Raw genomic sequence first — 21,778 nt, forward strand, 5'->3', positions numbered from 1 at the left:
CGGACGGTGCGGCCGAGGAAACGCTCGATGCGGTGATCGATTGGGGGCGTTACGGCGAGATCTTCTCGTACAACGACCAGACCGAGATCTTCAGCCTCGAGGACGTCGAGTCCTGACCGCCGTCGCGCCGGCCGCGCATGCGCGGCCCGGCGCGACGGCGTTACGTCGTTACTGCAGGTTGCCCCAGCGAGCGACGGCCGGCTCGGCCGACGCCCATTTCCATTGCGTGCCTTGCTGGCACGCATTCGCGAAATACCAGTCGGCCTTGTCGCCGTCCTTCACCGAAAACGCGAACTCCTTGCACAGCGCGAGCGGCGTCGAATACGCGCGCGTCACGCGCACTTCGCCTTCGCCGTTTTCCAGCGGGATCGTGTTCTTCACCTTCCACGGCTTCACTTCGCCGACGGCCAGACCGCCCGCAGCGTTCGCGATCGCGTCCTGCTGATTCTGGTGAAGCTGCTTCATCGTGCGGTTGACCGCTTCGTCGGTTGCGGCCTGCACCGCGATCCCGACACCGACGCCCACTGCCGGATTCGCGGTGACGAGGCCCGTCGCCGCGCCGGCAAGCGCGCCGCTCGCCGCGCCGACGGAGCCGCAGCCCGATAGCACCACGCTCGCCGCGCACAGCGCGCCGATTGCCGCGATACGCGTCGCGGCGCTCATTGCAGTGCGCCCCAGCGCTCGGTGGCCGGTTCGGCGGACGCCCATTTCCACACGGGGCCGTCGCGGCAGATCGTGGCGACGTAGAACGCCGACTGCGCGGGCTTGTCCTGCTTCGCGGCCGTGTCGACCGCGAACACGATCTCCTTGCAGTCGAGCGGGCCGACGCTGATCATCCGGCTCACCGTCACACGTCCGTGCTCGTCGTCCTCGATCGGGAACGAGTGGTGCGTCGACCACGGCGCGACGCCGCCGACGTCGAGCGGGCCGGCCGCCTTCGCGATCTGTTCCTGCGTGTAGCGATGCGCGACGCGCTGCGTGTACTGGACGCCGGCGCGCGCGCCGGCGACCGCGCCGAGGCCGATGCCGGTCGCGACGGCGGCGTTGTTCGTGACTTTGGAAGCGATCGCGGCGCCCGCGATACCGGCGCCGGCCGTCGCGCCTTCGCTGTACAACGAGTTGCAGCCTGACAGCAGCGCGGCCGTCGCGAGCGCGGCCAGCGCGATGCGCGCCGGCATGGCCCGGCGCGGCGGTTCGAAACGAATGTTCATCCGGAGTGCAAGTCCTGTCTGGGTCGGCGGCGACGCATGCGCGCCCGAGCCGCATCATTGTTTCGCAATCGTCGCGGAACGATTGCAAAGCTTTGACAAATCGCGGCGACCGCGTGTGCTTATCGCGCGTGCGCGCGCCGCGTTATTGTGGGCGACCCGCACGCGGAAGGGTCGAATCGTTACAATTTGAAGGTAATTGTTACCTTGGCCTGCGGCGAAGCGACTAGACTCTTTTGTTAAGGAATGTTTCAACGACGGCTACGAGCCGCGCCGACCATGAGACACCCAGCCATGCGCCGTTCGAGACGGTTGTCGTCCCGGCCGCCCGACACGGGCGCCGAGCGACCGCGTCCGCACACCGACGCGCCATCCGCACCGCCTGCCGGCGCGCCCGGCGAGACGCCGTCCGACGGCGATCACAACCAGGGCGGCGCACGCCCGGAAGGGCTCGACTATCAGCGCGACCTCGGCCAGGAGCAGGACGCTTGACCGCGTCGCCGCGACCTGCAGCCGTCGACGTTCATCCCGCATTTCGTTGCATTTCTCACGTGTGAGCCGCCGGGCGGCGGCCCGCGGGCATTTCGCGCCCGCGCGGCGTGCGCTGCGCGTCGTTCAATCGAATCGAGGAGGGATCACCGTATGAGCAGATTGATCGTGGTATCGAACCGTGTCGCCGCCGGTGAGGATACGCGCCCGAGCGCGGGCGGCCTGGCGGTCGGCGTGATGGACGCGCTGAAGGACACGGGCGGCGTGTGGTTCGGCTGGAACGGCGAGATCGTCGGTACGCCGGACGCGGCGCCGGCGATCCAGCGCGACGGCAACGTCACATATGCGACGGTCGGACTGACGCGGCGCGACTACGACCAGTACTACCGCGGCTTCTCGAACGCGACGCTGTGGCCGGTGTTTCACTACCGCGGCGATCTCGCGCGCTTCGACCGCCAGGAGTACGCGGGCTATCTGCGCGTCAACGCGATGCTCGCGAAGCAGCTCGCCGCGCTGCTGCGCCCCGACGATCTGATCTGGGTGCACGACTACCATCTGCTGCCGTTCGCGCACTGCCTGCGTGAGCTCGGCGTGAAGAACCCGATCGGCTTCTTCCTGCATATCCCGTTCCCGTCGCCCGACATGCTGCGCATCGTGCCGCCGCACGAGGAGCTCGTGAAGTTCATGTGCGCATACGACGTCGCGGGCTTCCAGACCGAAGCCGACAAGCAGGCGTTTACCGACTACATCGAGCGGCGCGGAATCGGCGCCGCGAGCGACGACGGGATGCTGCACGCGCACGGCCGCGTCGTGAAGGTCGGTGCGTATCCGATCGGCGTGCATCCGGACGCGATCGCGCAGGTGGCCGTGCAGTACGGCGCGCGCAAGCCGGTGAAGATGCTGCGCGAGGCGCTCGGCGGCCGCAAGCTCGTGATGAGCGTCGATCGCCTCGACTATTCGAAGGGGCTCGTCGAGCGCTTCCAGTCGTTCGAGCGGATGCTCGCGAACGCGCCGGGCTGGCAGGGACGCGTATCGTTCGTGCAGATCGCGCCGCCGACGCGCTCGGACGTGCAGACCTATCAGCGCATCCGCGAAACGCTCGAAGGCGAGGCCGGCCGCATCAACGGACGCTTCGCGCAGCTCGACTGGACGCCGATCCAGTATCTGAACCGCAAATACGAGCGCAATCTGCTGATGGCGTTTTTCCGGATGTCGCAGGTCGGCTACGTGACGCCGCTGCGCGACGGAATGAATCTCGTCGCGAAGGAGTACGTCGCGTCGCAGGATCCGGCCGATCCGGGCGTGCTGGTGCTGTCCGAGTTCGCCGGCGCGGCGGCCGAGCTGACCGGCGCGCTGCTCGTCAATCCGTACGACTTGTCGCAGATGGCCGACGCGCTCGAGCGCGCGCTGTCGATGCCGCTCGCGGAACGGCAGGCGCGTCACGAGCAGAACCTCGCGCGGCTGCGCGAGAACGATCTGTCCGCGTGGCGCGACACGTTCATCGCGGATCTGCGCAGCGTCGCGGCAGCGGCTTCGGTCACGCAGCGCGCGGGTCGGCGCGTCGCGCATGTCTGAGCTCGTGCACGGCGCCGGCGCCGCGGACGACACGACCGACGATGCGGCCGGCCGCTTCTTCGTCGTGACGGGCGGCCCCGGCTCGGGCAAGAGCACGTTGCTCGACGCGCTCGAGCGCGCCGGCTTCGCGCGCTCGCAAGAGGCCGGGCGCGGCGTGATCCGCGATCAGGCGGCGATCGACGGCCATGCGCTGCCGTGGCGCGACCGCGCCGCGTTCGCCGAACTGATGCTGAGCTGGGAGATGCGCTCGTATCATCTCGCGCGGCACGCACGCGGGCCCGTGTTCTTCGACCGCGGCGTGCCGGACGTGATCGGCTACCTGCGGCTCACCGGCCTCGCGGTGCCGGCTCACGTCGAAGCGGCCGCGCGTCGTTTTCGTTATCACCGGCGCGTGTTCATCGCGCCGCCGTGGCCGGACATCTATACGCAGGATGCCGAGCGACGGCAGGATTTCGCGGAAGCCGTGCGCACGTACGACGCGATGGTCGACTGCTACACGGCGTACGGCTATCGGCTGATCGAGCTGCCGCGCGCGAGCGTGAAGGCGCGCGTGCGCTTCGTGATGGACGCGCTCGACGCCGCATGACGCTTGCGCACGTCGCGCGGCGGCGTCACGCTGCCGCGTCCGGGCGCGGCGACGCGATGCGCAGCATGCTGACGACCGCGGCCACCGCGGCGAACGCCGTCGCGACATAGAGCGCGATCGTCGGCCCGCGATCGGGCGCCAGCCCGAAAATCAGTGCGACGAGCGCGGCGCCGAGCGTCTGGCCGGTGAGCCGTGCGGTACTCAGCATCCCGCCCGCGCCGCCGCTGCGCTCGCGCGGTGCGGACGACAGCATCGCGCGGTTGTTCGGCGACTGGAACAGCCCGAATCCCGCGCCGCACAGCGCCATTCTCCATACGATGTCGACCGTGCCCGGATGCGCGCCGATCGTCGCGAGCGACAGCAGCCCGGCCGCGAACAGCGCGAGCCCGATTCCGCCGAGGATGCCGGCCGAGTAGCGGTCCGACAGTACGCCGGCGAGCGGCGCCGCGAACACGATCACGAGCGGCCACGGCGTCATGTACAGGCCCGTGTCGACCTGCGAGAAGCCGAGCGAGTTCTGCAGCCAGAACGGCAGCGCGACGAACGCGAGCATCTGCGACGTGAACGACGCGATCGACGTGCAGATCGACAGCGCGAACATCGGAATGCGCATCAGATCGACCGGCAGCAGCGGCGCCGGCTGCGTCAGCTGGCGCTTCACGAAGAAATAGCCGACGACGACCGCGACGAACAGCTCGGCCGCCACGTATGCGCGGCTTTCGCCGTGGCCGAGCCCGTCGACGGCGGTGATCAGCAGCCCGAACACGCATGCGTTCATCAGCGCGCTCGCGAAATCGTACGGCGCGTCGTGCAGCGGATTCGCGGGCAGCGCGCGAATGCTGCCGAGCACCGCGGCGATGCCGATCGGCACGTTGACCGCAAAGAGCCACGGCCACGAAGCGAACGACAGGATCGCGGACGCGACCGTCGGCCCGATCGCCGACGACAGCGCGACGACCATCGCGTTGATCGACAGTCCGCGCCCGAGCATCGACGACGGGTAGATCATCCGTACGAGCGCCGCATTCACGCTCATGATGCCGGCCGCGCCGAAGCCCTGGATCACACGCATCAGCGCGAGCATCGGCAGCGAGCCGGCGAGTGCGCAGCCGAGCGATGCGGCGGTAAACAGCGCGAGGCCGGCGATGTAGATGCGGCGATAGCCGACGCGCTCGCCGAGCGATGCGAGCGGCAGCAGCGTGATCGTGACCGCGAGCTGGTACGCGTTGACGATCCAGATCGACGCGGCGTCGGAGGCGTGCAGGTCGCGCGCGATCGTCGGCAGCGCGACGTTCGCGATTGCGCCGTCGAGCACGGCGAGCGTGATGCCGAGGGCGACGCAGACGATCGCCCAGTAGCGTTGCGGAAGCGGCAGGCCGGTATCGGCGTTCATGACGGGAGCGAAAGCAGGGTTGTCCGCGTGTCCGGCTGCCGGTTGCGTGCGCAACCATGCGGACGAACGAAGGCGGCGATGGACGGTCCGGCCGGCGCGGCTGCGCCGGCTCGCGGCCGGTCGAGTGTATCACCGGCGTGCGTTGCGTGACGTCGGGCGCGCGGGGCACGGACGCAGCCCGCGCAGCCGCTCGTTCACCCTTCGAAGTCGAGCCCGCCGAGCCGCACAATCGGCTCTGCCTGCGTACGCGACGGCAGATCGATGTCGCGTGCGTCCTGCCACGCGGCGAGCTTTCTCGGCAGCGCGGCCAGATAACGGTCGAAGCGCGCGCGGCCGTCGGGCTCCATCAGCCGTTCGATCTCGTCGGTGTCCCATGTGAACTCGAGGTTCAGCGGGTGCGCGAAGCCGCTCACATGTTCGTGCGGCGCGCTGCGGACCCGCACGCACGTCGGATGTCCGTGACCGCCGTACGGAACGACGTCGGTTTCGACATGATCGGCGAAGAACGCGGCGATCGCGCGCGCGATGCGCGGCGCGAACTCCGTATCGAAACGGCGGGCGGTTTCCGGCTGCATGAAGGCGTCTCCTGTATGCCGAAAATCGTAGCACGCCGTTGCCGCGCGCCGGCGTGCGAGCACGCGGTAATCGCGCGTTACCACTTGCTGCATCTATTACGGCGGCCGGCCGCCACAATGCAGTGCATCGCGTACCACTTCGCGCGGGAGTTCATCATGAAAAGAATTGCAGCAGTCTGTGTGTTGGCCGGTTCGCTCGCGGTCGCGGGACCGGCGTCCGCGCATGGCCGCAACGACGGTGCGGTGATCGGCGCGCTGATCGGCGGAGCCGTGCTGGGGGCGATCGTGACGTCCGCGATGAACCCGCCCGTCGCCTATCAAGCGCCCGCGTACCAGGCGCCCGCCTATCAGCCGCCGACCTACTATCAGGCGCCTGCCTACCAGCCGCCGGCATATCCGACGTATCGGCAGGCGCAATATCAGGACGACGGTCCGAACTATTGCTACGACCGCTATCAGCGTGCGTACGTGTGCGGCGCGCCGGTATCGGGCGGCTACGCGCAACCGGCGGGCTGGTAAGCGCGCGCCGCGGATCGCCGGCCGCCGCCGGCTGTCGATACGCGCGACGACAAAGGCCCTCGCGAATGCGAGGGCCTTTGCTTTTCGGCCGACCTTCGTCTACTGGCGCGATACGCGCTCCGTACGACCGACGCGCGCGGATACAAACGGTTGCAATTGCATCAATGCCCGTGGCGGCCGCCGTCGCCGTGACCGCGTCCGCCGCCGCCGCCGTTCCAGTCGCCGCGCCATCCGCCGCCGCGGCCCCAGCCGCGGTGATCGCCGCGATCGCGATCCCAGCGGTGGTAGTCGCGGTGTCCCCAGTCGCGGCCACCGCCGCCGCCCCAGATGTTGATCGTGCCGTAGACCGGCGCCGGCGCGTACGCCGGGCCGTACGCGTACCCGGGATCCGAATAGTAGGTTTGTCCGTAGCCGTATCCGGCATCGGGGCCGACGACGCAGCCGGCCAGCAACGTCGCGACGCCGGCCGCAGCAATGAGCTTCAACATGATGTTCTCCGTGGGTTGCCCTATAAGTACCGCGCACGGGGGCGGCCGGCTGTTCGGAATTGTGTCGCCAAATTACAGCGGCGTAAGGTCCGGCGAGCAAAGTGTTAGCATCCGAAACCCATTTGTTTCCGAGGAGCACATCGATGAAATTCGCGATCCGGGCCGCGTTGGCCGCCTTCTTCGTGACGACCGCCGCATGCGCGGCCGAACCTGCCGCGGCCCCCGCCGTTCCGGCCGATTCGATCAAGATGTTTCCGCAACCGGCGGCCGGCGAGCAGCGCGTCGCGATTGCGTTGCCCGCACTCGAGAACGAAGGCGATGCGCGCGTCGAACTGATGATCGGCAAGACGTTGCAGACCGACTGCAACCAGCATTGGTTCGGCGGCGAGTTGACCGCCGCCGACGTGAAGGGCTGGGGCTATACGTACTATCGGCTGACCGACGTGAAAGGGCCGGCGTCCACGCTGATGGCCTGCCCGGGCCAGGTGCCGCAACAGCGCTTCGTGCAGGTGCGCGGCGATGGCCAACTGCTGCGCTACAACAGTCGTCTGCCGCTCGTCGTGTACGTGCCGGATGGATTCGACGTGCGTTACCGCGTGTGGCATGCGTCGAAGGACGTGCAGCAAGCAGTGAAGCAGTAACGTCTCCGCGCGGGTCGACCGCAGCGGCGCTTGCCGCCGCTACGCGCTGCCCGTGCCGACCAGCGCCGGCCACGCGGCAAGCGCCGCGTGCGCGATCGCTTCCAGGTCGCGCCGGCTCGCGCCATCGCGCGCCTGGATCGACATGCCTTGCTGAACCGTTACGTAGTACCGCGCGATCGCGTCGACGTTCGCATGCGCGGCAATCTCGCCGGTCGCGATGCCTTGCTCGATGCGCGCCCGTAACGCGTCGACCGTTTGTTCGCGCATCGCGATCAGCGTTTGCCGCACCGTATCGGAACGCTCGGCAGGATGCAGCGCCGACAGCACGATCAGGCAGCCGGCCGGCTTCGAGCGGCGCGTGAACACGCGCGCCGTTTCCATCAGATAGCTCTGCACGGCGGCGTATGCGGTGTCGGCCCGCTCGACGCCGCCCCAGATTTCCTGCCCCTCCGTCGCGCTGTAGTGCTCGAGCGCCTGCCGGAACAGCGCCTCCTTGCTGCCGAATGCCGCATACAGGCTCGGCGACGCGATCCCCATCGCCGACGTCAGATCGGCCATCGACGCGCCCTCGTAGCCGAGACGCCAGAACACCTGCATCGCGCGCTCCAGCGCCGCTTCCTTGTCGAAACTTCTCGGTCGACCCCGCTCAGCCATCGCGTGCGCTCCTTCGTCGGAATATATCTGTATCGATCGATAAAATAATTCAATTGACAGCGTCACGCAACTTGCCACATTCTGTGTTGACCGTTACATAAATATCGAAAGGAGCTTTCATGAATCGACTTCAGGGCAAGCGGGCACTCGTCACCGGCGGTAGCCGCGGGATCGGCGCGGCGATTGCGAAACGGCTGGCCGCCGATGGCGCGGACGTCGCGATCACGTATGAGAAATCCGCCGAGCGTGCGCAGGCCGTCGTCGCCGACATCGAGGCGCTGGGCCGGCGCGCCGTGGCGATCCAGGCCGACAGCGCCGACCCCGCCGCGGTGCGCGGCGCCGTCGATCGCGCTGCGCAGACGCTCGGCGGCCTCGACATCCTCGTGAACAATGCGGGCATCTTTCGCGCCGGCACGATCGACGATCTGACGCTCGACGACATCGACGCAACGCTCAACGTGAACGTGCGCGCGGTCATCGTCGCATCGCAGGCGGCCGTGCGGCATCTCGGCGACGGCGGACGCATCGTCTCCACCGGCAGTTGCCTTGCGACGCGCGTGCCGGAGGCGGGGATGAGCCTCTACGCGGCGAGCAAGGCCGCATTGATCGGCTGGACGCAAGGGCTTGCGCGCGATCTCGGCCCGCGCGGGATCACGGTCAACATCGTGCATCCCGGCTCGACCGATACCGACATGAATCCGGCCGACGGCGAACACGCCGCCGCGCAGCTCGCGCGGATGGCGATTCCGCGCTACGGCAAGGCCGACGACGTCGCCGCACTCGTCGCATTCGTCGTCGGGCCGGAAGGGCGCTCGATCAACGGCACCGGACTGACGATCGACGGCGGCGCGAATGCGTGATCGCCGATAGGCGCGTGCAGGAGAGGCGAGCGCCACCGCGCTCGTCTCCGGACGTAGTCCGCATCGCGCGCGGGTTACGCGGGTCTGTCCGTCATGGTGCGTGTCGTAGCGCAACCGCCGCTGCGTTCGATGTTCGATGTCGCGTATGGGGCCGGAAACCATGTCGATCCGGTTCCGACCCGCGTACCGCGCATCGCTGCACGCGCGACGCACTCGTCATACGGAACCGGTGCTTTTCTACATTCCGTTTCCAGATCTTTCGTCACAGCCCGAACGGATACAGATCGACCGAGCGTTCGGTCGCAGTCGTCGAAAGCGGCGTGATCGCGTGCGTGTGGTCGAACCACACGTAGCCGTCGAACTGGTCGGCGAGCGTCGCTTCCGCATAGTGGCTGTGGCGCTCCGACCCGGGCCGGTAGATCACGCCGATGAAGCGCTCGAGCTGCGGCTCGCGCAGACGCTCGACCAGTTCGCCATTGCCGTCGGCCGATAGATCCACCAGGCAGCGCGGGTGGCCCGACTCGTGAAACGTGCATTCGTAGCTGTCGCCGCGTGACGGCAGAACGCGCTTGATTTCCAGCGGACCGCCCCAGTCCGTCGCGGCCGCGACCGTGCCTGCATGCGTGCCGAAGCCGAGCAGCGCGACGTCGTCGCCGAAGCGTTCGCGACAGAGCTGGCCGACGTTCAGCTCGCCGCGTACGCTGCCCATCTCCGTCGCGCTCGCGTTGCCGATATGCGAGTTGTGTGCCCACACCACCGCGCGGCTCTCGCTGCCCTTCGCCGCGAGCAGGTTCTCCAGCGTCTCGAACATGTGCGTGTCGCGCAGGTTCCAGCTTTGTGCGGCGCTTCGATACATCGTCCGGTAATAGCGTTCGGCCGACGCGACGAGGCGCGCGTTTTGCGTCGCGTCGAACAGCGGATCGTCGCCGTCCGCGCGCGCGATTCGTCCGCGCAGCAGATCCTGCAGTTGCGCGATCACCGCTTCCTCGCAATCCGTGAAGCCGCCCGACATCGCCGCGCGCCCGTAGACGAGCGGGTCTTTCTGCCACGGCGTCAGGCATCCGTAGCGTTCGCGCGCGACGCGGGCCGCATGCGGATCCGCGTGGTCCAGATAGTCGAGCACTGCTTCAATGGACGCGGACAGGCTGTACATGTCGAGCCCGTGGAAGCCACAGCGCGCGGCTTCCGGCATGCGGCCGTTGTGTGCGCGCAGCCATTGCACGAACGCCGCGAATTCTTCGTTGCGCCACATCCACGTCGGGAAGCGCTGAAACGGCGCGCCTGCGTCGCGTCGTTCCTGCAGCGTCACGTAGCGGTGAACGATCGCCGCGTCCGGCCAGTCGGCCTCGACGGCGACGATGTTGAAGCCGTGCCGTTCGATCAAACGTCGTGTGATTGCCGCACGCGCTCGATAGAACTCGGACGTGCCGTGCGTGCATTCGCCGAGCAGCACGACGCGCTTTGCGGCGAAGCGGTCGAATGCGTCGGCGAAGCGCGGATCGTCCGGATCGGGCAGCAGAATCGCGGTGCGCGCGATCAGGCTCGCGAGCGGCAGCGCAGACAGTCCGGCGCCATTCGTCGGCTCGGATGCGGGCGGCGCGGCGGCACCGTCCGATTCCCGTTTCGATTCCGATTCCTGCTCTGGCTCCGGCCAGCCCTGATCGCCGATCAGCGGCACGAAACGCACGCCGCCGAGATCTTCCTGTTCGAACTGCTCGGCGCTCGTGCGCGTGATGCGCACGAGCCGCTGCCGGTCGCGCTGCGTGCCGATCGGCATCACGATCCGGCCGCCGATCGACAGCTGTTCGCGCCATGCGCGCGGCACGTCGGGGCCGCCTGCGGCCGCGACGATCGCGTCGAACGGCGCGTGCGCGGGCAAGCCGAGCGTGCCGTCCGCATGATGAACGTCGACGTTGCCACAGCCGTTCGTGTCGAGCGTTTGTCGCGCAGAAGCCGCAAGCGACGCGTTTCGCTCGACGCTGTCCACGTGAGCGACGATGCGTGCGGCGACCGCCGCCGCGTAGCCGGAGCCGGTGCCGACGTCCAGCACGCGGTCGCCGGGCGACAGCTGCGCTGCTTCGAGCATCTGCGCGACGATTACCGGCTGCGAGATCGTCTGCCCTTCGGACAGCGGCAGCGGCGTGTCGCTGTACGCGAATTCCGCGAGTTCAGCGGGGACGAAAAGGTGACGCGGCACCGCGCGCATCGCATCGAGCACGCGCGTATCGCACACGCCGCGCGATGCGATCTGCCGGTCCACCATCTGCTGTCGTGCGTCGTCGAATGGATCCATGGTTTGTCGTGGGTTGCCGTCCGGTTGTCGTGTTTCTGCCGGCGCAGCATCGCGCGTGCCGCGGGAAGGAACGGCGAATGCGTCCGCTTGTGCGATGCGTGCGGTGCATCGCCGCCGCGATACGGCTCGTCAGGAGGGACAGGATGAAACTGCAAGGCATTCGCGCGCTCGTTACGGGCGCGGATTCGGGAATCGGTCAGGCGATCGCGACGCTGTTTGCGCAGGAAGGCGCGGACGTCGCGATCGTCTATCACACCGATCGCGACGGTGCGCAGGCGACCGTTCGGCGTATCGAGGCGGCCGGCCGGCGCGCGTGCGCGATTCAGGGCGACGTCGGCGACCCGCAGTCCGTCGCCGCGTTCTTCGCGGAAGCAACGAACGCGCTCGGCGGGCTCGAGGTGCTGGTGAACAATGCCGGCGTGGGTGCGCCCGCAGCGTCGGTGGTCGACCTCGAAGACGCGCAGATCGACACGGTGCTGCGTACCGATCTGCTTGGGCCGCTTTACTGCTGCCGCGCGTTCGTCAGGCAGCGTCGCGCGGCGGGCGGCGGCGGCCGCATCGTCAATATTTCATCGGTCGCGCAGCATCTGCCGACGCCGGACAGCGCACCGTACGGAATGGCGAAGGCGGGCCTCGGTTCGCTCGCGCGCAGCCTGTCGCGCGAGGTGGCCGACGATCGGATCAACGTGAACAACATCGCGCCGGGGCTCATCGATACGCCGATGACGCGCGAGCGGCTCGACGATCCGCACGAGCGCGACAAGTCGATGTCGGTGATCCCGTGGCATCGGCCCGGAAGGCCGGAGGAGATTGCGCGCGTCGCGCTGTTTCTCGCGTCGGACGACGGCGATTACGTGACCGGGCAGACATGGACGATCGACGGCGGGCTGACGATGCAGTGGGGCGGCGCGTGAGGAAGCGCTGACGTTGTGGTGAGGTTGCGCCCGCAACCTGTGGCCGGGTGGCGGGCGCGGCTGACGCGGGGAGCGATGATGTCACGCGGACAAGTCGCCGCCGCTGCGCGGCTCGACGTCCTTCGGATCGTCGAGATGGCCGGGCGGCGGCGCGTACGGGCCTTTTTCCGGCTCCGGCTTCTGCGGGATCATCGTTTCGTCCATGCTGCCGTGACCCTTTTGACGGACGTTGCCGTCGCGGTCGGTGCTTACTTCGTCGCCGTTTTCGGACGGTTGTTTGTTGGCTGGGTCGGCTTGGTCGGCGGGGGTGGGCATTGGATTCTCTCCTTTGGTGGTGGGTGCGGGCGGCGGTGTTGGATGCGGCCGGGGCTCGTGGTGTGGTGACGACGAGCATCGGGTGTTCCCGGGAGGGCGTTTCGATCGGTCTATGCAGCTAGCGAGCCGCTGTGAGTCGACGCTCGCAATGGAGCTAGGGCAGGCGATATGGGCGTCATTGTCGGCGCGGCTGGGGCGGACTCCGCGGAATTGCGCTGCCGTTGCGCACGTCGCGGGGGAGCGGGTATGACGTATGGCGCCTTCAATGACTGCTATCGCGATGTCGCGCAGTGGGATGCTGGAGTGGTGATGCGGGGGACTTGCGCGGAAACTGAGGCGAGAAACGCTCGCTGACTTGCGGCCGATGACTGGGGATAGGTGATGGCAGATGGCGACGCCCCACACATTGGCGGCGTGCGCGATGCTGTGCTCTGTACTAGTAAGCTTGCGGCGATGCGCGTTATTGAGCGTTACGCCGGAATCACGCCAAATTGACCGACGAGGTTTGTATGAAAAGGCGGAAGTGGGAATTCTTGGTCCCCCGACAGAATTCATGCGTCAATGCTGACAGGGTGTTGTGTGGTTGTTTTTTGAATTTATACCCCCAAAAACACCCCTAAAAAATCGTAGTCGTGAATTCGACCGATGCGATTCCTCCAAATCATGCTGAGTCGTCGGGCTGATGAATCCGCTCACCGAGATAGAACAGCCCCAAGAATGTTACACAGAGCATCTGCCAGAAAAACAGCATATAGACGGCGAGGCATATGTACAGCACGATTCTCTGGTGCTCATCACTGAAGGCGGTCTTGACCGATGGCGCAGCAGACAACCCGAACATGGCCGTCACAATCAAGACGAGGCTTTCGGCAGTCAGGAACGCCAGGAGTACGCACAAGAATCGCCGGCGTGTGAGCTCAATAGCGATCGAGCGACCCCGGATGTTGACGTTCATGCGTGGGGGCGGCGCGGGCATGATTCGATCGATATCGACGCGATTGAACGTCGCGATTGCCGCGAGAGCTGCGATGTAGAAGCCGGGCAAGGACTGCACGAAGCTGAGTATCTTGGCGAGCAGCCCAGAGTCTCCGAGAACGACGACAGGTTTGAGATATGAGGCACCAACGACAGCCACGAGCGACATAAGAGTGAGCAATGCGGGCAGACCCCAGTCGAGCTGCCACTTCTTGTCGAACCTGATCGACCAATAGGAGAAGGGGCGCAGGAGATGAAAGGAGAACATGATCAACCCAGCAGAAGACGCATCTTAGCGATGATAGCTGGATTGATAGTCTCGTAGGCTTGTTCGAGAGGCTCAACAAATCCGTCTATCGAAATGCGCTTAATGAAGATGGATTCTGCGTCAATCGTGAAGTCTGCGGTATTCAGTTTCACGGTCCGTGGTAGTCCGCCAGGATCGACAAAGCTAATTCTCGCTTTTTCGTAGGCGGAGCTCTTCTTCTGGAAGAACGATTTCAGTGTACCAACGCGTTTTCCACGTTCAACTTGATCGCCGAGTGAAATAGCGAGCGTCTGACGCACTTCTCGCACGTAGCCGTGAGCGTCTAAGCGTCCTTCCTTATTGCTCGACGTTATGAGTTCGATACCGTTGATGCGTCCTTCGCGCAATGAATCTACCAGTTCATCCGACGGATGCCCGTCGAACGTGAAGGTGAAGCGAGCACGGTACTTCTTAGGATGTCCTTTGGCGTCTACAGACCCATCTGGATGTGGGAATTCGAACGCGTCGATGTTGAAAGCTTCGACATCACGTAAAAGCCCGGTTAGGAATCGCTGGACGTTTGCAATCGAGAGGCCTGTCGCATTTTCCAAAATTGCGAGCGCTGATTCCAATGGGTCCAAGGATGGACGAATGATAAGGTGGCAAGAAAAATCAAGACCTTCGCCGTCCTCGCGTGCGGCCGTTCTCCATGTCGAGTTTCGAGGGTCTGAGAATCGTGGATCCGCCAACTGTCGATCACACTTGTTGATCAAGATTTCACAATTACCGTTTACGAAGCGAAGATCCTTTATGTAGTAAATATGCTCATCATTCTGATACCCCTTGATACGATGTTCCTCGGGGATCGATGCGAGCAACTCCAACGCTCGTGCGGTGGAAATTGTCGTTGGTGCGTCGAAGGTCCGCGACGACGCCGACATGCGGAGATCATAAAAGCTGACCGTTCTTTCGAATCTCTTCACTCTAGCCCCGTTTTTATTCGTTCGTTGTGGCGATGGTACCAGAACGCCCAGCGTTGGCTAATATAGCCAAAACCCGCACAATATCTGCGCACGCTTGCGCTAAACAGTGGGGCGGCCGGAAATAATCCGGTCGGCCGATAACTCGCTGGAGAATGACGTGAAGAAACTCGCTGCTGCACTCGTTGCATCGATGTTTGCTACGGCCGCATTTGCCGAGGCTCGGCTCCTGCCTCGGCACCTGCGAAGGCCGGCGCCAAGATGAAGAAGCACAAGCCCAATAGCATCGCGAGCGCCGCGCAGTGGACCGACGCCAGTCTCTATCAACCGGGCCCGACCGGGCTCGCGCGCGCCGCGCGCTGGCTCGTCGTGCCGCTCGCCGCATTGCCGTCGTGATCCGGCCGCTGAATCCGCTCGCTCTCCTCGCGGGCTCGCTGTTGTGGGCCGCGGCCGGGATGTCCGCCCTAGTGCCGCGCGGCGTCGCGTCGCACGCGCTGCGCACGGACGTTGCGCAGCGCGCACAATGGATGGACATCACCTGATGCAAAGGGGAGCTATGCGCGCGCTCCGCATGAACGACGTGGCCGAAAAAGTCGGCCTCGGCCAGTCGACGCTGTATCGCATGATCGCAGCCGGCACATTTCCGAAGCCGTTCGAACTCGTCCCGGGTCGCACTGCGTGGCTCGAGTCGGACGTCGACGCGTGGCTGGCCGAGAAGGCGGGCATCGCTCAAAATCCTCCGAGTGCACCGACGAAAGACGAACATGGACAATTGGACGAGCTCGCTCGAAAGATTGCCGCGCGCCTTACTCCGCACGCACTGTGGGACTTGGCCGAGGTGGCCGAATACCTGCATCGCAGTCAGCAGCACACGCGGCAATGGATCGTCACGCAGGCCGGCTTTCCGCGGCCGCTGCGCATTCCGTCAGGCAAGAGCGCAACCGAGCGTGCCCGGCCGCTGTGGCGCGCGAAGGATGTGATCGCGTGGGCCGAGTCTCACGTCGAGGAGTGACATGCGAGGTGCCGCCGTGCTCGAACGCCGCACGGCGGCGTGCCTGATCAGTAGCCCGGGTTCTTGTACCCGCGCTGTCCCGTGTACGGATTGACGTTGCCCTGCGTCGAGTAGTTGTTGTACGGGTTTCCGTCCGGCGCCGTGCGGTGATAAGGCTGCACGTATGTCCCGTCGCTGCGTGTGTAGCCGCTTACGGTCTGGTCTGAACCGTACATGGTCGATCCACCGAACGATGAGTTCGATTGATGGTGCCCGTAGAACGACTGCGCAACTGCCGGACCGGCAGCAAGGCATGCGATTAAAAGCAGTGCTTTTTTCTTCATGATGGTCCCCGGGTTGTGCCGCCGACGGCGGCGAGTGTATTCGGCTACTTGCATTCCCGTCCTGATCGGGCGCGGTCAATCAATTCAATCGGGATCAGGCCGCACCGGTTCAGCTTCAGGGCGCCGGCCCTCACCATCTTGCTCACGGTCCAGCGGCTGATGCCGAGCATCTCGGCAGCCTGCATCTGCGTGACGTGCGTCGGTCGCGGGTGCTGTTGTTCGAACAGTTCAACTGCTCTGGTGGCGATCCGCACAATATCGCCTTCGCCCAGGTCTGCGCGTGCGGAGGCATTCGGTGCATGTGCCTGGAGCGCATCGATCTTTCGCAGCAATTCGTCGCTTTCGCGCTTCAACCGCGTCGCGGTGGCGCGCAGCTCTTCCATCGGGTCGGTCATGACGTTCTCCCGAATGCGAGCCTTCATCTTGCCACGACCGCCTAAGTTTACAAATTCCTGCTTGACGCTTCCGTGACACGTGGCTATTCTGAAATCGCCGCTGAGACAACAGCGGTCGGGTTTGGCGACCTGATTTCTAGAGGCGGACGACGACCGCCATATGGCGGTATTTTTTCGTCTGTATACTGCGCACGCGTCCATTTTATGGGCGGGCGGTGGTAGGGAGACCCTCGGGTCTGCCGGAATCCTCTAGATCCGGTTCGCCAACCTTGTCATTCGCCTGCCCACCCCCGTTTGGCGACGGGATGGCAGGTATCCCACTCTAGAGGATGCATCATGCCGACCACCAATTCCGCAATTTCGTCCCCCAAGCCCGACTACAACGCTCCTTCTTTTCGCGGCGCTTTGACGTGCGATCTTTTCGCCTCCGACGTTGGTGGCGACCATGCCACGGTACCGTCGAATCTGATCGGCGACATTCAACGTGCGTCCGACGCGATTCGAACGATTTCCCGTCTTGTGCACAACAGCCTCTGCGAGCCGGCCATGTCAGGTGCCGAGCCGCTCGGTTTGTCGGCACATCTCGGGCTGATGAACGCGGCGGAGTTGATTGGACAGTATCTGCGCGAAACAGCCGAACAGATGCACGGCCACGCGCGATGCGTCGCAAGCCTCGAGCAGAAACAGGAGGCCGATCATGAATGAGCGTCCGCTTCGATCTGAGTGTGACGAATTCTCGGCGGCCTACGAGGCTGGCATCACTTCGGTTTGCCGGCGATATGACGATCAGACTCCCGAAGTGACGCTCGCGAGTGAAAGCGCGCGACTCGATGTCCTCGCCGCGGTGCTGCGCCGCGACAGCATGGCGGCGCCGGGCGCCGCGAGAATGTCGGACGACGAGCGCGCGATCATGCTCGAAATCTTGGCCGATACCGCATCGGTTGTGCGGCGGCTCGCTCAGTTGAACGAGGCATACGTGACGAGGCTGCAATCGCGGGACTCGGCCCGGCCGCCGCAGCTGTAGGAATCCAGATCTTGTTTGGCTGCGCGCGTATAAATGCGCTGGCCGTTTCCCAAAGTAGTCAACACGTGAGGGTGCCAAAATGTCGAAAAGCGATGAAGAAACCGTGTCTGGTGGCCTTGTTGTTTCGCATCGACCGCAGATATCGGTGGAACTGAATAGTCATGGCGAGATCGTCATCTCGACTGCGTCGATCTCTGATAGCTTCGATGACGTAGAAATTGACCATGTGCGATTCCCTATTGAATGCGCGCGCGAGATCGCAGACGCGTTATACCGACTCGCCGAGGGGCATTCGTAAGTTCGTGTAGAGTGAGTTTTGCCGCGCCTAGCTCGACGGGGCGAAAGCAGGGTTCCCTTACCCTGTTGGCGCGGCTCTTTCCAAGGGATGCGTGAGGGACGCAAATGTCGAAATCGAGGAAGCCGGCTGTCGACGAATCTAACGTTCGCTACAGGACATTGGGCGAGTCGTGGAATATCGAAGAGATCCGTCCGTGGCTACAGAAGAAAATCTCTAATCCTGACGACGCGGAGGCTACAAATCAGGTTGGCTTGTTGACTGCCAAGACGATAGGGGCTGAATTGGAATTGGCGGAAAAAATGGCCGAGTTATTTTTGACGGACGGTGCCACGATGGGCGACTATGCCAAGCTGATATCTGAACGAGGGATTAGTGCGGTCAGCTTGTGGTTTTGCGCCGGATTCCTGAAGGGCAAGAATGTCGAGGTTCTGACTGAACAGTTGATCCGTGAACGACAAAGAAATGCGAGTCTCGCACGATACTCGAAAGATCCGAAGCAGTTAGCAAAATCCGAAGTCCGGAAGATGTGGGAACTGTGGCGCCTCGAGCCGTCTCGGTACCCTTCGAAAGCGGCATTTGCACGTGACATGATCGACAAATTTGACGAATTGAAGAGCACGAAAAAGGTCGAGGACTGGGCGCGTGCCTGGGAAAGGGAGTCGACCTGATCCACACACTCACCGTGCCGGGACAGTGGTATCTATTCCGGCACAGTAAGCACCGTTCCGGAATAGATGTTTTCGCGCGGCGCGACGAAATCTAGCATTAGCTCACCAAATCCACTAATGGTGAGCCAAAGTGAAAAAGACCGCAGCGCGCAGGGACTCCGGCAATCCGGCTGAACCGATTCTTCCTCAGGTCGGCCTCTCCAAATGGGCGCAGATCGCGCCGTTCATTCCGGTGTGCCGCGAGTCTTGGCGAAAGCTGGGTCTCGCCGGCAAGGCGCCCCAGCCGATTCGTTTCAGCCCCAATCATTCCGTGTACAGCAACGCGGAAGTCCACCGCTGGATTGCCGACCCGCTGAATTATCAGCCGCCCGTTGCGAAAGACGCTGCGTGAGGCGGCCATGAAAGTGACCGTCAAGACTTCGCCTCGTGGCGTGGGGGCATTGCACATGCGGTCGTGGTCGATGCGCGTCGCTGCGGTGTCGGCCACCGCAGTCGGCCGCGTGCCCGATGATGTGGCGCGCGAGATCCGCATCACCGCGCTCGGACAGTTGATGTGCGCGGCGCCGACGCGAGCCCTGCGCGCTCGCTGCTGCTACCTCATGCGGCAAGAAATCGCGCGCCGGAGCGCGGCGCAGGTTCGCCTGATGGAAGAGGCCGCCGGGCTGGCGGGGCGCGTATGAATCTCCCTGTCCCGTTCACGCCGTCGGCAGCCGACCTGCGCGACGCGCCGGTGCCGCTCGATATGCTGGTCGAGCTCGCGATCATCCAGTTCGGCATGACCGCCACTGAAGCCGAAGCCACGGCTCGCCAATGCGCCGCGGCCGCCGGCATCCCGCTCGGTGAGGTGGCCCATGGATAAGCTCTCCAAGCCGCTCACGCCAGCCGAATGCAACCTGCGCGACTTCGCCTTCATGCCGCTCGACGTGAAACGCATGCTGACGTCGGAAACATGGATTCTCGGCACCGGCGACGAGCGTTCAGCCGCGATGACGCTCTGGCTCGAAAGCTGGCATCAGGTTCCCGCCGCGAGCCTGCCGGACAACGATCGATTGCTCGGGCATCTGTCGCAGGCAAAAAACTGGAAGCGCGTGAAGGAACATGCGCTGCGTGGCTGGATCAAGTGCGATGACGGCCGGCTGTATCACCCGGTGGTCGCCGAGAAAGCGCTCGAAGCATGGATCGAAAAGCTGGTCAGCAGTCTCGCAGGCTCCACGGGCAATGCAAAGCGATGGGGCACGGAGGTCGATACCGCGGCGATTTCCGAGAAGGTCATCCATGCTGCATCGCTGCTCGCGGAGGTCGCTCCCGAGTCGAAAACGCTGCGCAAGAAGCAGGTCGCGGCGATCGTCAGGGGATCGCACGCCGATCGCGAGCCGATCGCCCCCCGACCGGAAAATTCGTCGCCCCCCGATGATTTTTTGTCGCCCCCCGAATCGCCCCCCGAATCGCTAGGCGATCGCAATAGAGAGGGAATAGAAGTAAACCCCCTTACCCCCTTGTCGCCTGACGGCGACGATGCCCGGTCTCGAGCAGGGAAGTCGTCGGCTTCGTTCGATCGCTTCTGGTCCGCATGGCCGTCGTCGCAGCGGAAGGTTGCGAAGGCGAAGTGCGCTGAGAAGTGGCGGAAGGGCGGCCTTGACCGTGCCGGGGAGCAGATCGTCGCGCATGTCGAGGCGATGAAGCGGACGCGGCAGTGGCGGGACGGCTACGAGCCGGCGCCCTTGACGTACCTGAACCAGCGACGTTGGGAAGACGGGGTGCCGGGTGGCGATGGTGGTCGCGGTTCCTCGGGCGGTGCCTTGCCCGGGATGCTGAGCGAGTACGACGACCTGATGCGAGGCGCGCTATGACGGCGATGGCACGTAACGCGCAGGCACTGATCGATCTGCGAATCCGCGGCATTCGTCCCGAGCTTCCGATCCTGGTGTCGCTAGTCGGCCCGCTCGACTTCGTGAATCTGACTCTGCTCGCCGAGCCGAAAGTGCGGTACGACTGGCGCGTCCTCGGCGGTCTCGAGGTGGAGGTCATCGCGTCGGTCGCGGTGCCGTTCTCGCGTCTGCTACGGATGCTTGCCGACATCGCCGCGGGCGTACCGAAGCGGATGGTGCTGACTTTCCTCGAAGGGCCGCGTGTCGAGCTCGGGGAGTGGCGCCAGATCACCGATTTTCGCGTGTTCGACTGGTGCCCGATGGCGCTCGGCGGTCCGTGCTGGGGCGACGCTCGCGCACTCGCATCGCGCATCTTCGCCGAGCTCGGCAAGTCCATCCCAACCCCGTACGACGAGGCTTGCACGCTCGTCATCAGAGCCGCACAGGAGAGCGAACAATGGCGCGCATGATCCCCGACGACATCGATTGGGAGGCCTACGCCAGAGACGAGGATGACGGCCGCGCCGACGTTCGGCCGGCCTCGGAATGTCTGGACGCCGTAATCCAGATGTTCCATGGTGAGGAAGAGCAATCGATCGGTATGCCGACGCCGTGGAGCAAGGTCGGCGACAGGCTAAAGTTTCGCCCCGGCGAGGTCACGCTTTGGGCCGGCGTGAACGGCCACGGAAAGTCGGGAGCGCTCGGCTACGTGATGCTTCACGGGATGGCGGCTGGTGCGCGTTCGTGCATCGCGTCGTTCGAAATGGCGCCGCGGCAGATCATGCATCGCATGTGTCGGCAGGCAGCCGGCGGAGCGGTTCCAACGATTGACGCGATCAGCAAGTTCCATCGGTGGACGGACGACCGCTTGTGGCTGTACGCGCAGAACGGAAAGGCGACGCCCGATCGCATGATCGCCGTCTCGCGGTACTGCCGGAAGGAGTTGAACGTCGATCACATGGTCATCGACAGCCTGATGAAGTGCGGTCTCGCGCCGGACGACTACACGGGGCAGAAGAACTTCGTCGACTCGCTTTGCGTGCTCGCGCGCGATACCGGCCTGCACATCCACCTCGTGCATCACGTGCGCAAGGGGGAAAAGGAGAGTGCGGTGCCGGACAAGTTCGACATCAAGGGTGCTGGCGAGATTACTGACCTCGTCGACAACGTGCTCATCGTCTATCGAAACAAGCGCAAGGAATCTCAGGTCGAGGCGGAGTCGGACGCCGAGAAACTCGCAGAGCTCGAAAAGGTCCCGGATGCGTTCATCGATTGCGGGAAGCAGCGGCACTTCTCATGGGAGGGGCGCATCAGCCTCTGGTTCGACCGGGACAGCCAGCAGCTGCTCGAGCATCCGAGGTCTGGCCGGCAGTATCTCGACTACGCGTCGGGGATGTTCAAGCAAGGGTGGGCGCGGTGATTGTGGCCGCGTCATGCTCATCTCTACGCGCGCGTGCGCGCGCATTTAGCGGTCCATC

31 protein-coding genes are annotated in these 21,778 nt (G+C 64.8%); 19 read left to right on the top strand and 12 right to left on the bottom strand.

From position 1 onward, the window contains the following. Window positions 1–168 precede the first annotated feature (168 nt). Both BUB20358_RS08750 and BUB20358_RS08755 read right to left on the bottom strand, forming a co-directional pair. Complete coding sequence (locus tag BUB20358_RS08750; protein WP_045552422.1) at window positions 169–663, bottom strand: hypothetical protein; 495 nt, start codon at window positions 661–663, stop codon at window positions 169–171. Then, on the bottom strand, window positions 660–1,211 hold the full coding sequence (locus BUB20358_RS08755) for a hypothetical protein (protein ID WP_035971920.1): 552 nt from the start codon (window positions 1,209–1,211) through the stop codon (window positions 660–662). Before BUB20358_RS08755 ends, BUB20358_RS08750 begins: the two co-directional genes overlap by 4 nt. 291 nt (window positions 1,212–1,502) lie before the next feature. On the opposite strand from BUB20358_RS08755, the gene BUB20358_RS08760 reads away from it, so the two are divergent. The 3 genes from BUB20358_RS08760 (at window position 1,503) to BUB20358_RS08770 (ending at window position 3,858) form a co-directional block, all read left to right on the top strand. Continuing rightward, window positions 1,503–1,700, top strand: a complete 198-nt coding sequence (locus tag BUB20358_RS08760; protein ID WP_035971922.1) for a hypothetical protein — start codon at window positions 1,503–1,505, stop codon at window positions 1,698–1,700. 150 nt (window positions 1,701–1,850) lie between these two features. Then, window positions 1,851–3,272, top strand: coding sequence for an alpha,alpha-trehalose-phosphate synthase (UDP-forming) (gene otsA / locus BUB20358_RS08765; RefSeq protein ID WP_006763705.1), 1,422 nt, complete (start codon window positions 1,851–1,853; stop codon window positions 3,270–3,272). After that, window positions 3,265–3,858: an AAA family ATPase gene (locus BUB20358_RS08770; RefSeq protein WP_006763706.1), complete on the top strand. Its 594-nt coding sequence runs from the start codon at window positions 3,265–3,267 to the stop codon at window positions 3,856–3,858. The genes otsA and BUB20358_RS08770 overlap by 8 nt, the downstream gene beginning before the upstream one ends. A 25-nt stretch (window positions 3,859–3,883) precedes the next feature. On the opposite strand, the gene BUB20358_RS08775 is transcribed toward BUB20358_RS08770, so the two are convergent. Together BUB20358_RS08775 and BUB20358_RS08780 are read right to left on the bottom strand one after the other, a co-directional pair. Next, window positions 3,884–5,251 (bottom strand): MFS transporter, encoded by a 1,368-nt coding sequence (locus tag BUB20358_RS08775; RefSeq protein ID WP_006763707.1) that lies wholly within the window; start codon window positions 5,249–5,251, stop codon window positions 3,884–3,886. Window positions 5,252–5,445: 194 nt separating this feature from the next. After that, window positions 5,446–5,826 (bottom strand): DUF5594 family protein, encoded by a 381-nt coding sequence (locus tag BUB20358_RS08780; protein ID WP_035971924.1) that lies wholly within the window; start codon window positions 5,824–5,826, stop codon window positions 5,446–5,448. Window positions 5,827–5,982: 156 nt separating this feature from the next. Between BUB20358_RS08780 and BUB20358_RS08785 the strand changes: the two genes are divergently transcribed. Then, window positions 5,983–6,345 carry a hypothetical protein gene (locus tag BUB20358_RS08785; RefSeq protein ID WP_035973303.1) on the top strand — a complete coding sequence of 121 codons (363 nt, stop codon included), beginning with the start codon at window positions 5,983–5,985 and terminating at the stop codon, window positions 6,343–6,345. A gap of 161 nt (window positions 6,346–6,506) precedes the next feature. Here the strand turns inward: BUB20358_RS08785 and BUB20358_RS08790 are convergent, their stop codons facing one another. Then, window positions 6,507–6,833: a hypothetical protein gene (locus BUB20358_RS08790; protein ID WP_006763710.1), complete on the bottom strand. Its 327-nt coding sequence runs from the start codon at window positions 6,831–6,833 to the stop codon at window positions 6,507–6,509. Window positions 6,834–6,976: 143 nt separating this feature from the next. On the opposite strand from BUB20358_RS08790, the gene eco reads away from it, so the two are divergent. Next, window positions 6,977–7,474: a serine protease inhibitor ecotin gene (gene eco, locus BUB20358_RS08795; RefSeq protein WP_035971925.1), complete on the top strand. Its 498-nt coding sequence runs from the start codon at window positions 6,977–6,979 to the stop codon at window positions 7,472–7,474. Window positions 7,475–7,513: 39 nt separating this feature from the next. Here eco and BUB20358_RS08800 read toward each other — a convergent pair whose 3' ends face one another. After that, complete coding sequence (locus BUB20358_RS08800; RefSeq protein ID WP_006763712.1) at window positions 7,514–8,128, bottom strand: TetR/AcrR family transcriptional regulator; 615 nt, start codon at window positions 8,126–8,128, stop codon at window positions 7,514–7,516. Between the two features lie 119 nt (window positions 8,129–8,247). On the opposite strand from BUB20358_RS08800, the gene BUB20358_RS08805 reads away from it, so the two are divergent. Further along, on the top strand, window positions 8,248–8,988 hold the full coding sequence (locus BUB20358_RS08805) for an SDR family NAD(P)-dependent oxidoreductase (RefSeq protein ID WP_006763713.1): 741 nt from the start codon (window positions 8,248–8,250) through the stop codon (window positions 8,986–8,988). Between the two features lie 262 nt (window positions 8,989–9,250). Here BUB20358_RS08805 and BUB20358_RS08810 read toward each other — a convergent pair whose 3' ends face one another. Beyond that, window positions 9,251–11,281, bottom strand: a complete 2,031-nt coding sequence (locus tag BUB20358_RS08810; RefSeq protein WP_006763715.1) for a protein-L-isoaspartate(D-aspartate) O-methyltransferase — start codon at window positions 11,279–11,281, stop codon at window positions 9,251–9,253. Between the two features lie 143 nt (window positions 11,282–11,424). Between BUB20358_RS08810 and BUB20358_RS08815 the strand changes: the two genes are divergently transcribed. Beyond that, on the top strand, window positions 11,425–12,195 hold the full coding sequence (locus BUB20358_RS08815) for an SDR family NAD(P)-dependent oxidoreductase (RefSeq protein WP_035971926.1): 771 nt from the start codon (window positions 11,425–11,427) through the stop codon (window positions 12,193–12,195). A gap of 81 nt (window positions 12,196–12,276) precedes the next feature. Here the strand turns inward: BUB20358_RS08815 and BUB20358_RS08820 are convergent, their stop codons facing one another. The 3 genes from BUB20358_RS08820 to BUB20358_RS08830 all read right to left on the bottom strand — a co-directional run bounded on the left by BUB20358_RS08820 (window position 12,277) and on the right by BUB20358_RS08830 (window position 14,715). Continuing rightward, on the bottom strand, window positions 12,277–12,510 hold the full coding sequence (locus BUB20358_RS08820) for a hypothetical protein (protein ID WP_123806818.1): 234 nt from the start codon (window positions 12,508–12,510) through the stop codon (window positions 12,277–12,279). Window positions 12,511–13,171: 661 nt separating this feature from the next. Beyond that, complete coding sequence (locus tag BUB20358_RS08825; protein WP_035971928.1) at window positions 13,172–13,753, bottom strand: hypothetical protein; 582 nt, start codon at window positions 13,751–13,753, stop codon at window positions 13,172–13,174. A 2-nt stretch (window positions 13,754–13,755) separates the two neighbouring features. Further along, window positions 13,756–14,715 (bottom strand): hypothetical protein, encoded by a 960-nt coding sequence (locus BUB20358_RS08830; protein ID WP_123806819.1) that lies wholly within the window; start codon window positions 14,713–14,715, stop codon window positions 13,756–13,758. 258 nt (window positions 14,716–14,973) lie between these two features. On the opposite strand from BUB20358_RS08830, the gene BUB20358_RS28560 reads away from it, so the two are divergent. From BUB20358_RS28560 to BUB20358_RS28660, 3 genes are read left to right on the top strand one after another with little or no spacing between them, the layout of a single operon-like run. Then, a complete protein-coding gene (locus BUB20358_RS28560; RefSeq protein ID WP_258230471.1) occupies window positions 14,974–15,108 on the top strand; it encodes a hypothetical protein in 135 nt (44 codons plus the stop codon). After that, window positions 15,105–15,254, top strand: a complete 150-nt coding sequence (locus BUB20358_RS08835) for a hypothetical protein (protein WP_162487089.1) — start codon at window positions 15,105–15,107, stop codon at window positions 15,252–15,254. Before BUB20358_RS28560 ends, BUB20358_RS08835 begins: the two co-directional genes overlap by 4 nt. Continuing rightward, complete coding sequence (locus tag BUB20358_RS28660) at window positions 15,236–15,724, top strand: helix-turn-helix transcriptional regulator (protein ID WP_006763716.1); 489 nt, start codon at window positions 15,236–15,238, stop codon at window positions 15,722–15,724. The genes BUB20358_RS08835 and BUB20358_RS28660 overlap by 19 nt, the downstream gene beginning before the upstream one ends. Before the next feature lie 47 nt (window positions 15,725–15,771). On the opposite strand, the gene BUB20358_RS28300 is transcribed toward BUB20358_RS28660, so the two are convergent. Then, entirely contained in the window at window positions 15,772–15,939 is a 168-nt protein-coding gene (locus tag BUB20358_RS28300; RefSeq protein ID WP_223296929.1) for a hypothetical protein, read from the bottom strand. A 152-nt stretch (window positions 15,940–16,091) separates the two neighbouring features. Further along, window positions 16,092–16,442, bottom strand: a complete 351-nt coding sequence (locus BUB20358_RS28305) for a DNA-binding protein (RefSeq protein WP_223296930.1) — start codon at window positions 16,440–16,442, stop codon at window positions 16,092–16,094. A 336-nt stretch (window positions 16,443–16,778) separates the two neighbouring features. Here BUB20358_RS28305 and BUB20358_RS08855 point away from each other — a divergent pair, with 336 nt between their 5' ends. The 9 genes from BUB20358_RS08855 to BUB20358_RS08895 all read left to right on the top strand — a co-directional run bounded on the left by BUB20358_RS08855 (window position 16,779) and on the right by BUB20358_RS08895 (window position 21,720). Further along, window positions 16,779–17,147 carry a hypothetical protein gene (locus tag BUB20358_RS08855; protein WP_123806820.1) on the top strand — a complete coding sequence of 123 codons (369 nt, stop codon included), beginning with the start codon at window positions 16,779–16,781 and terminating at the stop codon, window positions 17,145–17,147. Continuing rightward, a complete protein-coding gene (locus BUB20358_RS08860) occupies window positions 17,140–17,466 on the top strand; it encodes a hypothetical protein (protein WP_123806821.1) in 327 nt (108 codons plus the stop codon). Before BUB20358_RS08855 ends, BUB20358_RS08860 begins: the two co-directional genes overlap by 8 nt. Before the next feature lie 402 nt (window positions 17,467–17,868). Further along, window positions 17,869–18,432 carry a hypothetical protein gene (locus BUB20358_RS08865; RefSeq protein ID WP_035971934.1) on the top strand — a complete coding sequence of 188 codons (564 nt, stop codon included), beginning with the start codon at window positions 17,869–17,871 and terminating at the stop codon, window positions 18,430–18,432. A gap of 130 nt (window positions 18,433–18,562) precedes the next feature. Then, window positions 18,563–18,823: a helix-turn-helix transcriptional regulator gene (locus BUB20358_RS28310; protein WP_223296931.1), complete on the top strand. Its 261-nt coding sequence runs from the start codon at window positions 18,563–18,565 to the stop codon at window positions 18,821–18,823. A 7-nt stretch (window positions 18,824–18,830) separates the two neighbouring features. Next, a complete protein-coding gene (locus BUB20358_RS08875) occupies window positions 18,831–19,112 on the top strand; it encodes a hypothetical protein (protein ID WP_035971936.1) in 282 nt (93 codons plus the stop codon). Then, window positions 19,109–19,291, top strand: a complete 183-nt coding sequence (locus tag BUB20358_RS08880) for a hypothetical protein (RefSeq protein WP_035971938.1) — start codon at window positions 19,109–19,111, stop codon at window positions 19,289–19,291. Before BUB20358_RS08875 ends, BUB20358_RS08880 begins: the two co-directional genes overlap by 4 nt. Then, window positions 19,284–20,282 (top strand): DUF1376 domain-containing protein, encoded by a 999-nt coding sequence (locus BUB20358_RS08885; protein WP_052688657.1) that lies wholly within the window; start codon window positions 19,284–19,286, stop codon window positions 20,280–20,282. The genes BUB20358_RS08880 and BUB20358_RS08885 overlap by 8 nt, the downstream gene beginning before the upstream one ends. After that, window positions 20,279–20,770 (top strand): hypothetical protein, encoded by a 492-nt coding sequence (locus tag BUB20358_RS08890; protein WP_006763718.1) that lies wholly within the window; start codon window positions 20,279–20,281, stop codon window positions 20,768–20,770. Before BUB20358_RS08885 ends, BUB20358_RS08890 begins: the two co-directional genes overlap by 4 nt. Next, complete coding sequence (locus BUB20358_RS08895) at window positions 20,758–21,720, top strand: AAA family ATPase (protein WP_006763719.1); 963 nt, start codon at window positions 20,758–20,760, stop codon at window positions 21,718–21,720. The genes BUB20358_RS08890 and BUB20358_RS08895 overlap by 13 nt, the downstream gene beginning before the upstream one ends. Window positions 21,721–21,778: the final 58 nt, after the last annotated feature.

It is taken from the genome of Burkholderia dolosa (assembly GCF_902499135.1).
Lineage (GTDB): Bacteria > Pseudomonadota > Gammaproteobacteria > Burkholderiales > Burkholderiaceae > Burkholderia > Burkholderia dolosa.

Bases quoted from the DNA above. Each gene is read 5' to 3' on its own strand.
- BUB20358_RS08750 (WP_045552422.1), bottom strand. From the start codon at position 663: ATGAGCGCCGCGACGCGTATCGCGGCAATCGGCGCGCTGTGCGCGGCG.
- BUB20358_RS08755 (WP_035971920.1), bottom strand. From the start codon at position 1,211: ATGAACATTCGTTTCGAACCGCCGCGCCGGGCCATGCCGGCGCGCATC.
- BUB20358_RS08760 (WP_035971922.1), top strand. From the start codon at position 1,503: ATGCGCCGTTCGAGACGGTTGTCGTCCCGGCCGCCCGACACGGGCGCC.
- otsA (WP_006763705.1), top strand. From the start codon at position 1,851: ATGAGCAGATTGATCGTGGTATCGAACCGTGTCGCCGCCGGTGAGGAT.
- BUB20358_RS08770 (WP_006763706.1), top strand. From the start codon at position 3,265: ATGTCTGAGCTCGTGCACGGCGCCGGCGCCGCGGACGACACGACCGAC.
- BUB20358_RS08775 (WP_006763707.1), bottom strand. From the start codon at position 5,251: ATGAACGCCGATACCGGCCTGCCGCTTCCGCAACGCTACTGGGCGATC.
- BUB20358_RS08780 (WP_035971924.1), bottom strand. From the start codon at position 5,826: ATGCAGCCGGAAACCGCCCGCCGTTTCGATACGGAGTTCGCGCCGCGC.
- BUB20358_RS08785 (WP_035973303.1), top strand. From the start codon at position 5,983: ATGAAAAGAATTGCAGCAGTCTGTGTGTTGGCCGGTTCGCTCGCGGTC.
- BUB20358_RS08790 (WP_006763710.1), bottom strand. From the start codon at position 6,833: ATGTTGAAGCTCATTGCTGCGGCCGGCGTCGCGACGTTGCTGGCCGGC.
- eco (WP_035971925.1), top strand. From the start codon at position 6,977: ATGAAATTCGCGATCCGGGCCGCGTTGGCCGCCTTCTTCGTGACGACC.
- BUB20358_RS08800 (WP_006763712.1), bottom strand. From the start codon at position 8,128: ATGGCTGAGCGGGGTCGACCGAGAAGTTTCGACAAGGAAGCGGCGCTG.
- BUB20358_RS08805 (WP_006763713.1), top strand. From the start codon at position 8,248: ATGAATCGACTTCAGGGCAAGCGGGCACTCGTCACCGGCGGTAGCCGC.
- BUB20358_RS08810 (WP_006763715.1), bottom strand. From the start codon at position 11,281: ATGGATCCATTCGACGACGCACGACAGCAGATGGTGGACCGGCAGATC.
- BUB20358_RS08815 (WP_035971926.1), top strand. From the start codon at position 11,425: ATGAAACTGCAAGGCATTCGCGCGCTCGTTACGGGCGCGGATTCGGGA.
- BUB20358_RS08820 (WP_123806818.1), bottom strand. From the start codon at position 12,510: ATGCCCACCCCCGCCGACCAAGCCGACCCAGCCAACAAACAACCGTCC.
- BUB20358_RS08825 (WP_035971928.1), bottom strand. From the start codon at position 13,753: ATGTTCTCCTTTCATCTCCTGCGCCCCTTCTCCTATTGGTCGATCAGG.
- BUB20358_RS28560 (WP_258230471.1), top strand. From the start codon at position 14,974: ATGAAGAAGCACAAGCCCAATAGCATCGCGAGCGCCGCGCAGTGGACC.
- BUB20358_RS28660 (WP_006763716.1), top strand. From the start codon at position 15,236: ATGGATGGACATCACCTGATGCAAAGGGGAGCTATGCGCGCGCTCCGC.
- BUB20358_RS28300 (WP_223296929.1), bottom strand. From the start codon at position 15,939: ATGTACGGTTCAGACCAGACCGTAAGCGGCTACACACGCAGCGACGGG.
- BUB20358_RS28305 (WP_223296930.1), bottom strand. From the start codon at position 16,442: ATGACCGACCCGATGGAAGAGCTGCGCGCCACCGCGACGCGGTTGAAG.
- BUB20358_RS08855 (WP_123806820.1), top strand. From the start codon at position 16,779: ATGCCGACCACCAATTCCGCAATTTCGTCCCCCAAGCCCGACTACAAC.
- BUB20358_RS08860 (WP_123806821.1), top strand. From the start codon at position 17,140: ATGAATGAGCGTCCGCTTCGATCTGAGTGTGACGAATTCTCGGCGGCC.
- BUB20358_RS08865 (WP_035971934.1), top strand. From the start codon at position 17,869: ATGTCGAAATCGAGGAAGCCGGCTGTCGACGAATCTAACGTTCGCTAC.
- BUB20358_RS08875 (WP_035971936.1), top strand. From the start codon at position 18,831: ATGAAAGTGACCGTCAAGACTTCGCCTCGTGGCGTGGGGGCATTGCAC.
- BUB20358_RS08880 (WP_035971938.1), top strand. From the start codon at position 19,109: ATGAATCTCCCTGTCCCGTTCACGCCGTCGGCAGCCGACCTGCGCGAC.
- BUB20358_RS08885 (WP_052688657.1), top strand. From the start codon at position 19,284: ATGGATAAGCTCTCCAAGCCGCTCACGCCAGCCGAATGCAACCTGCGC.
- BUB20358_RS08890 (WP_006763718.1), top strand. From the start codon at position 20,279: ATGACGGCGATGGCACGTAACGCGCAGGCACTGATCGATCTGCGAATC.
- BUB20358_RS08895 (WP_006763719.1), top strand. From the start codon at position 20,758: ATGGCGCGCATGATCCCCGACGACATCGATTGGGAGGCCTACGCCAGA.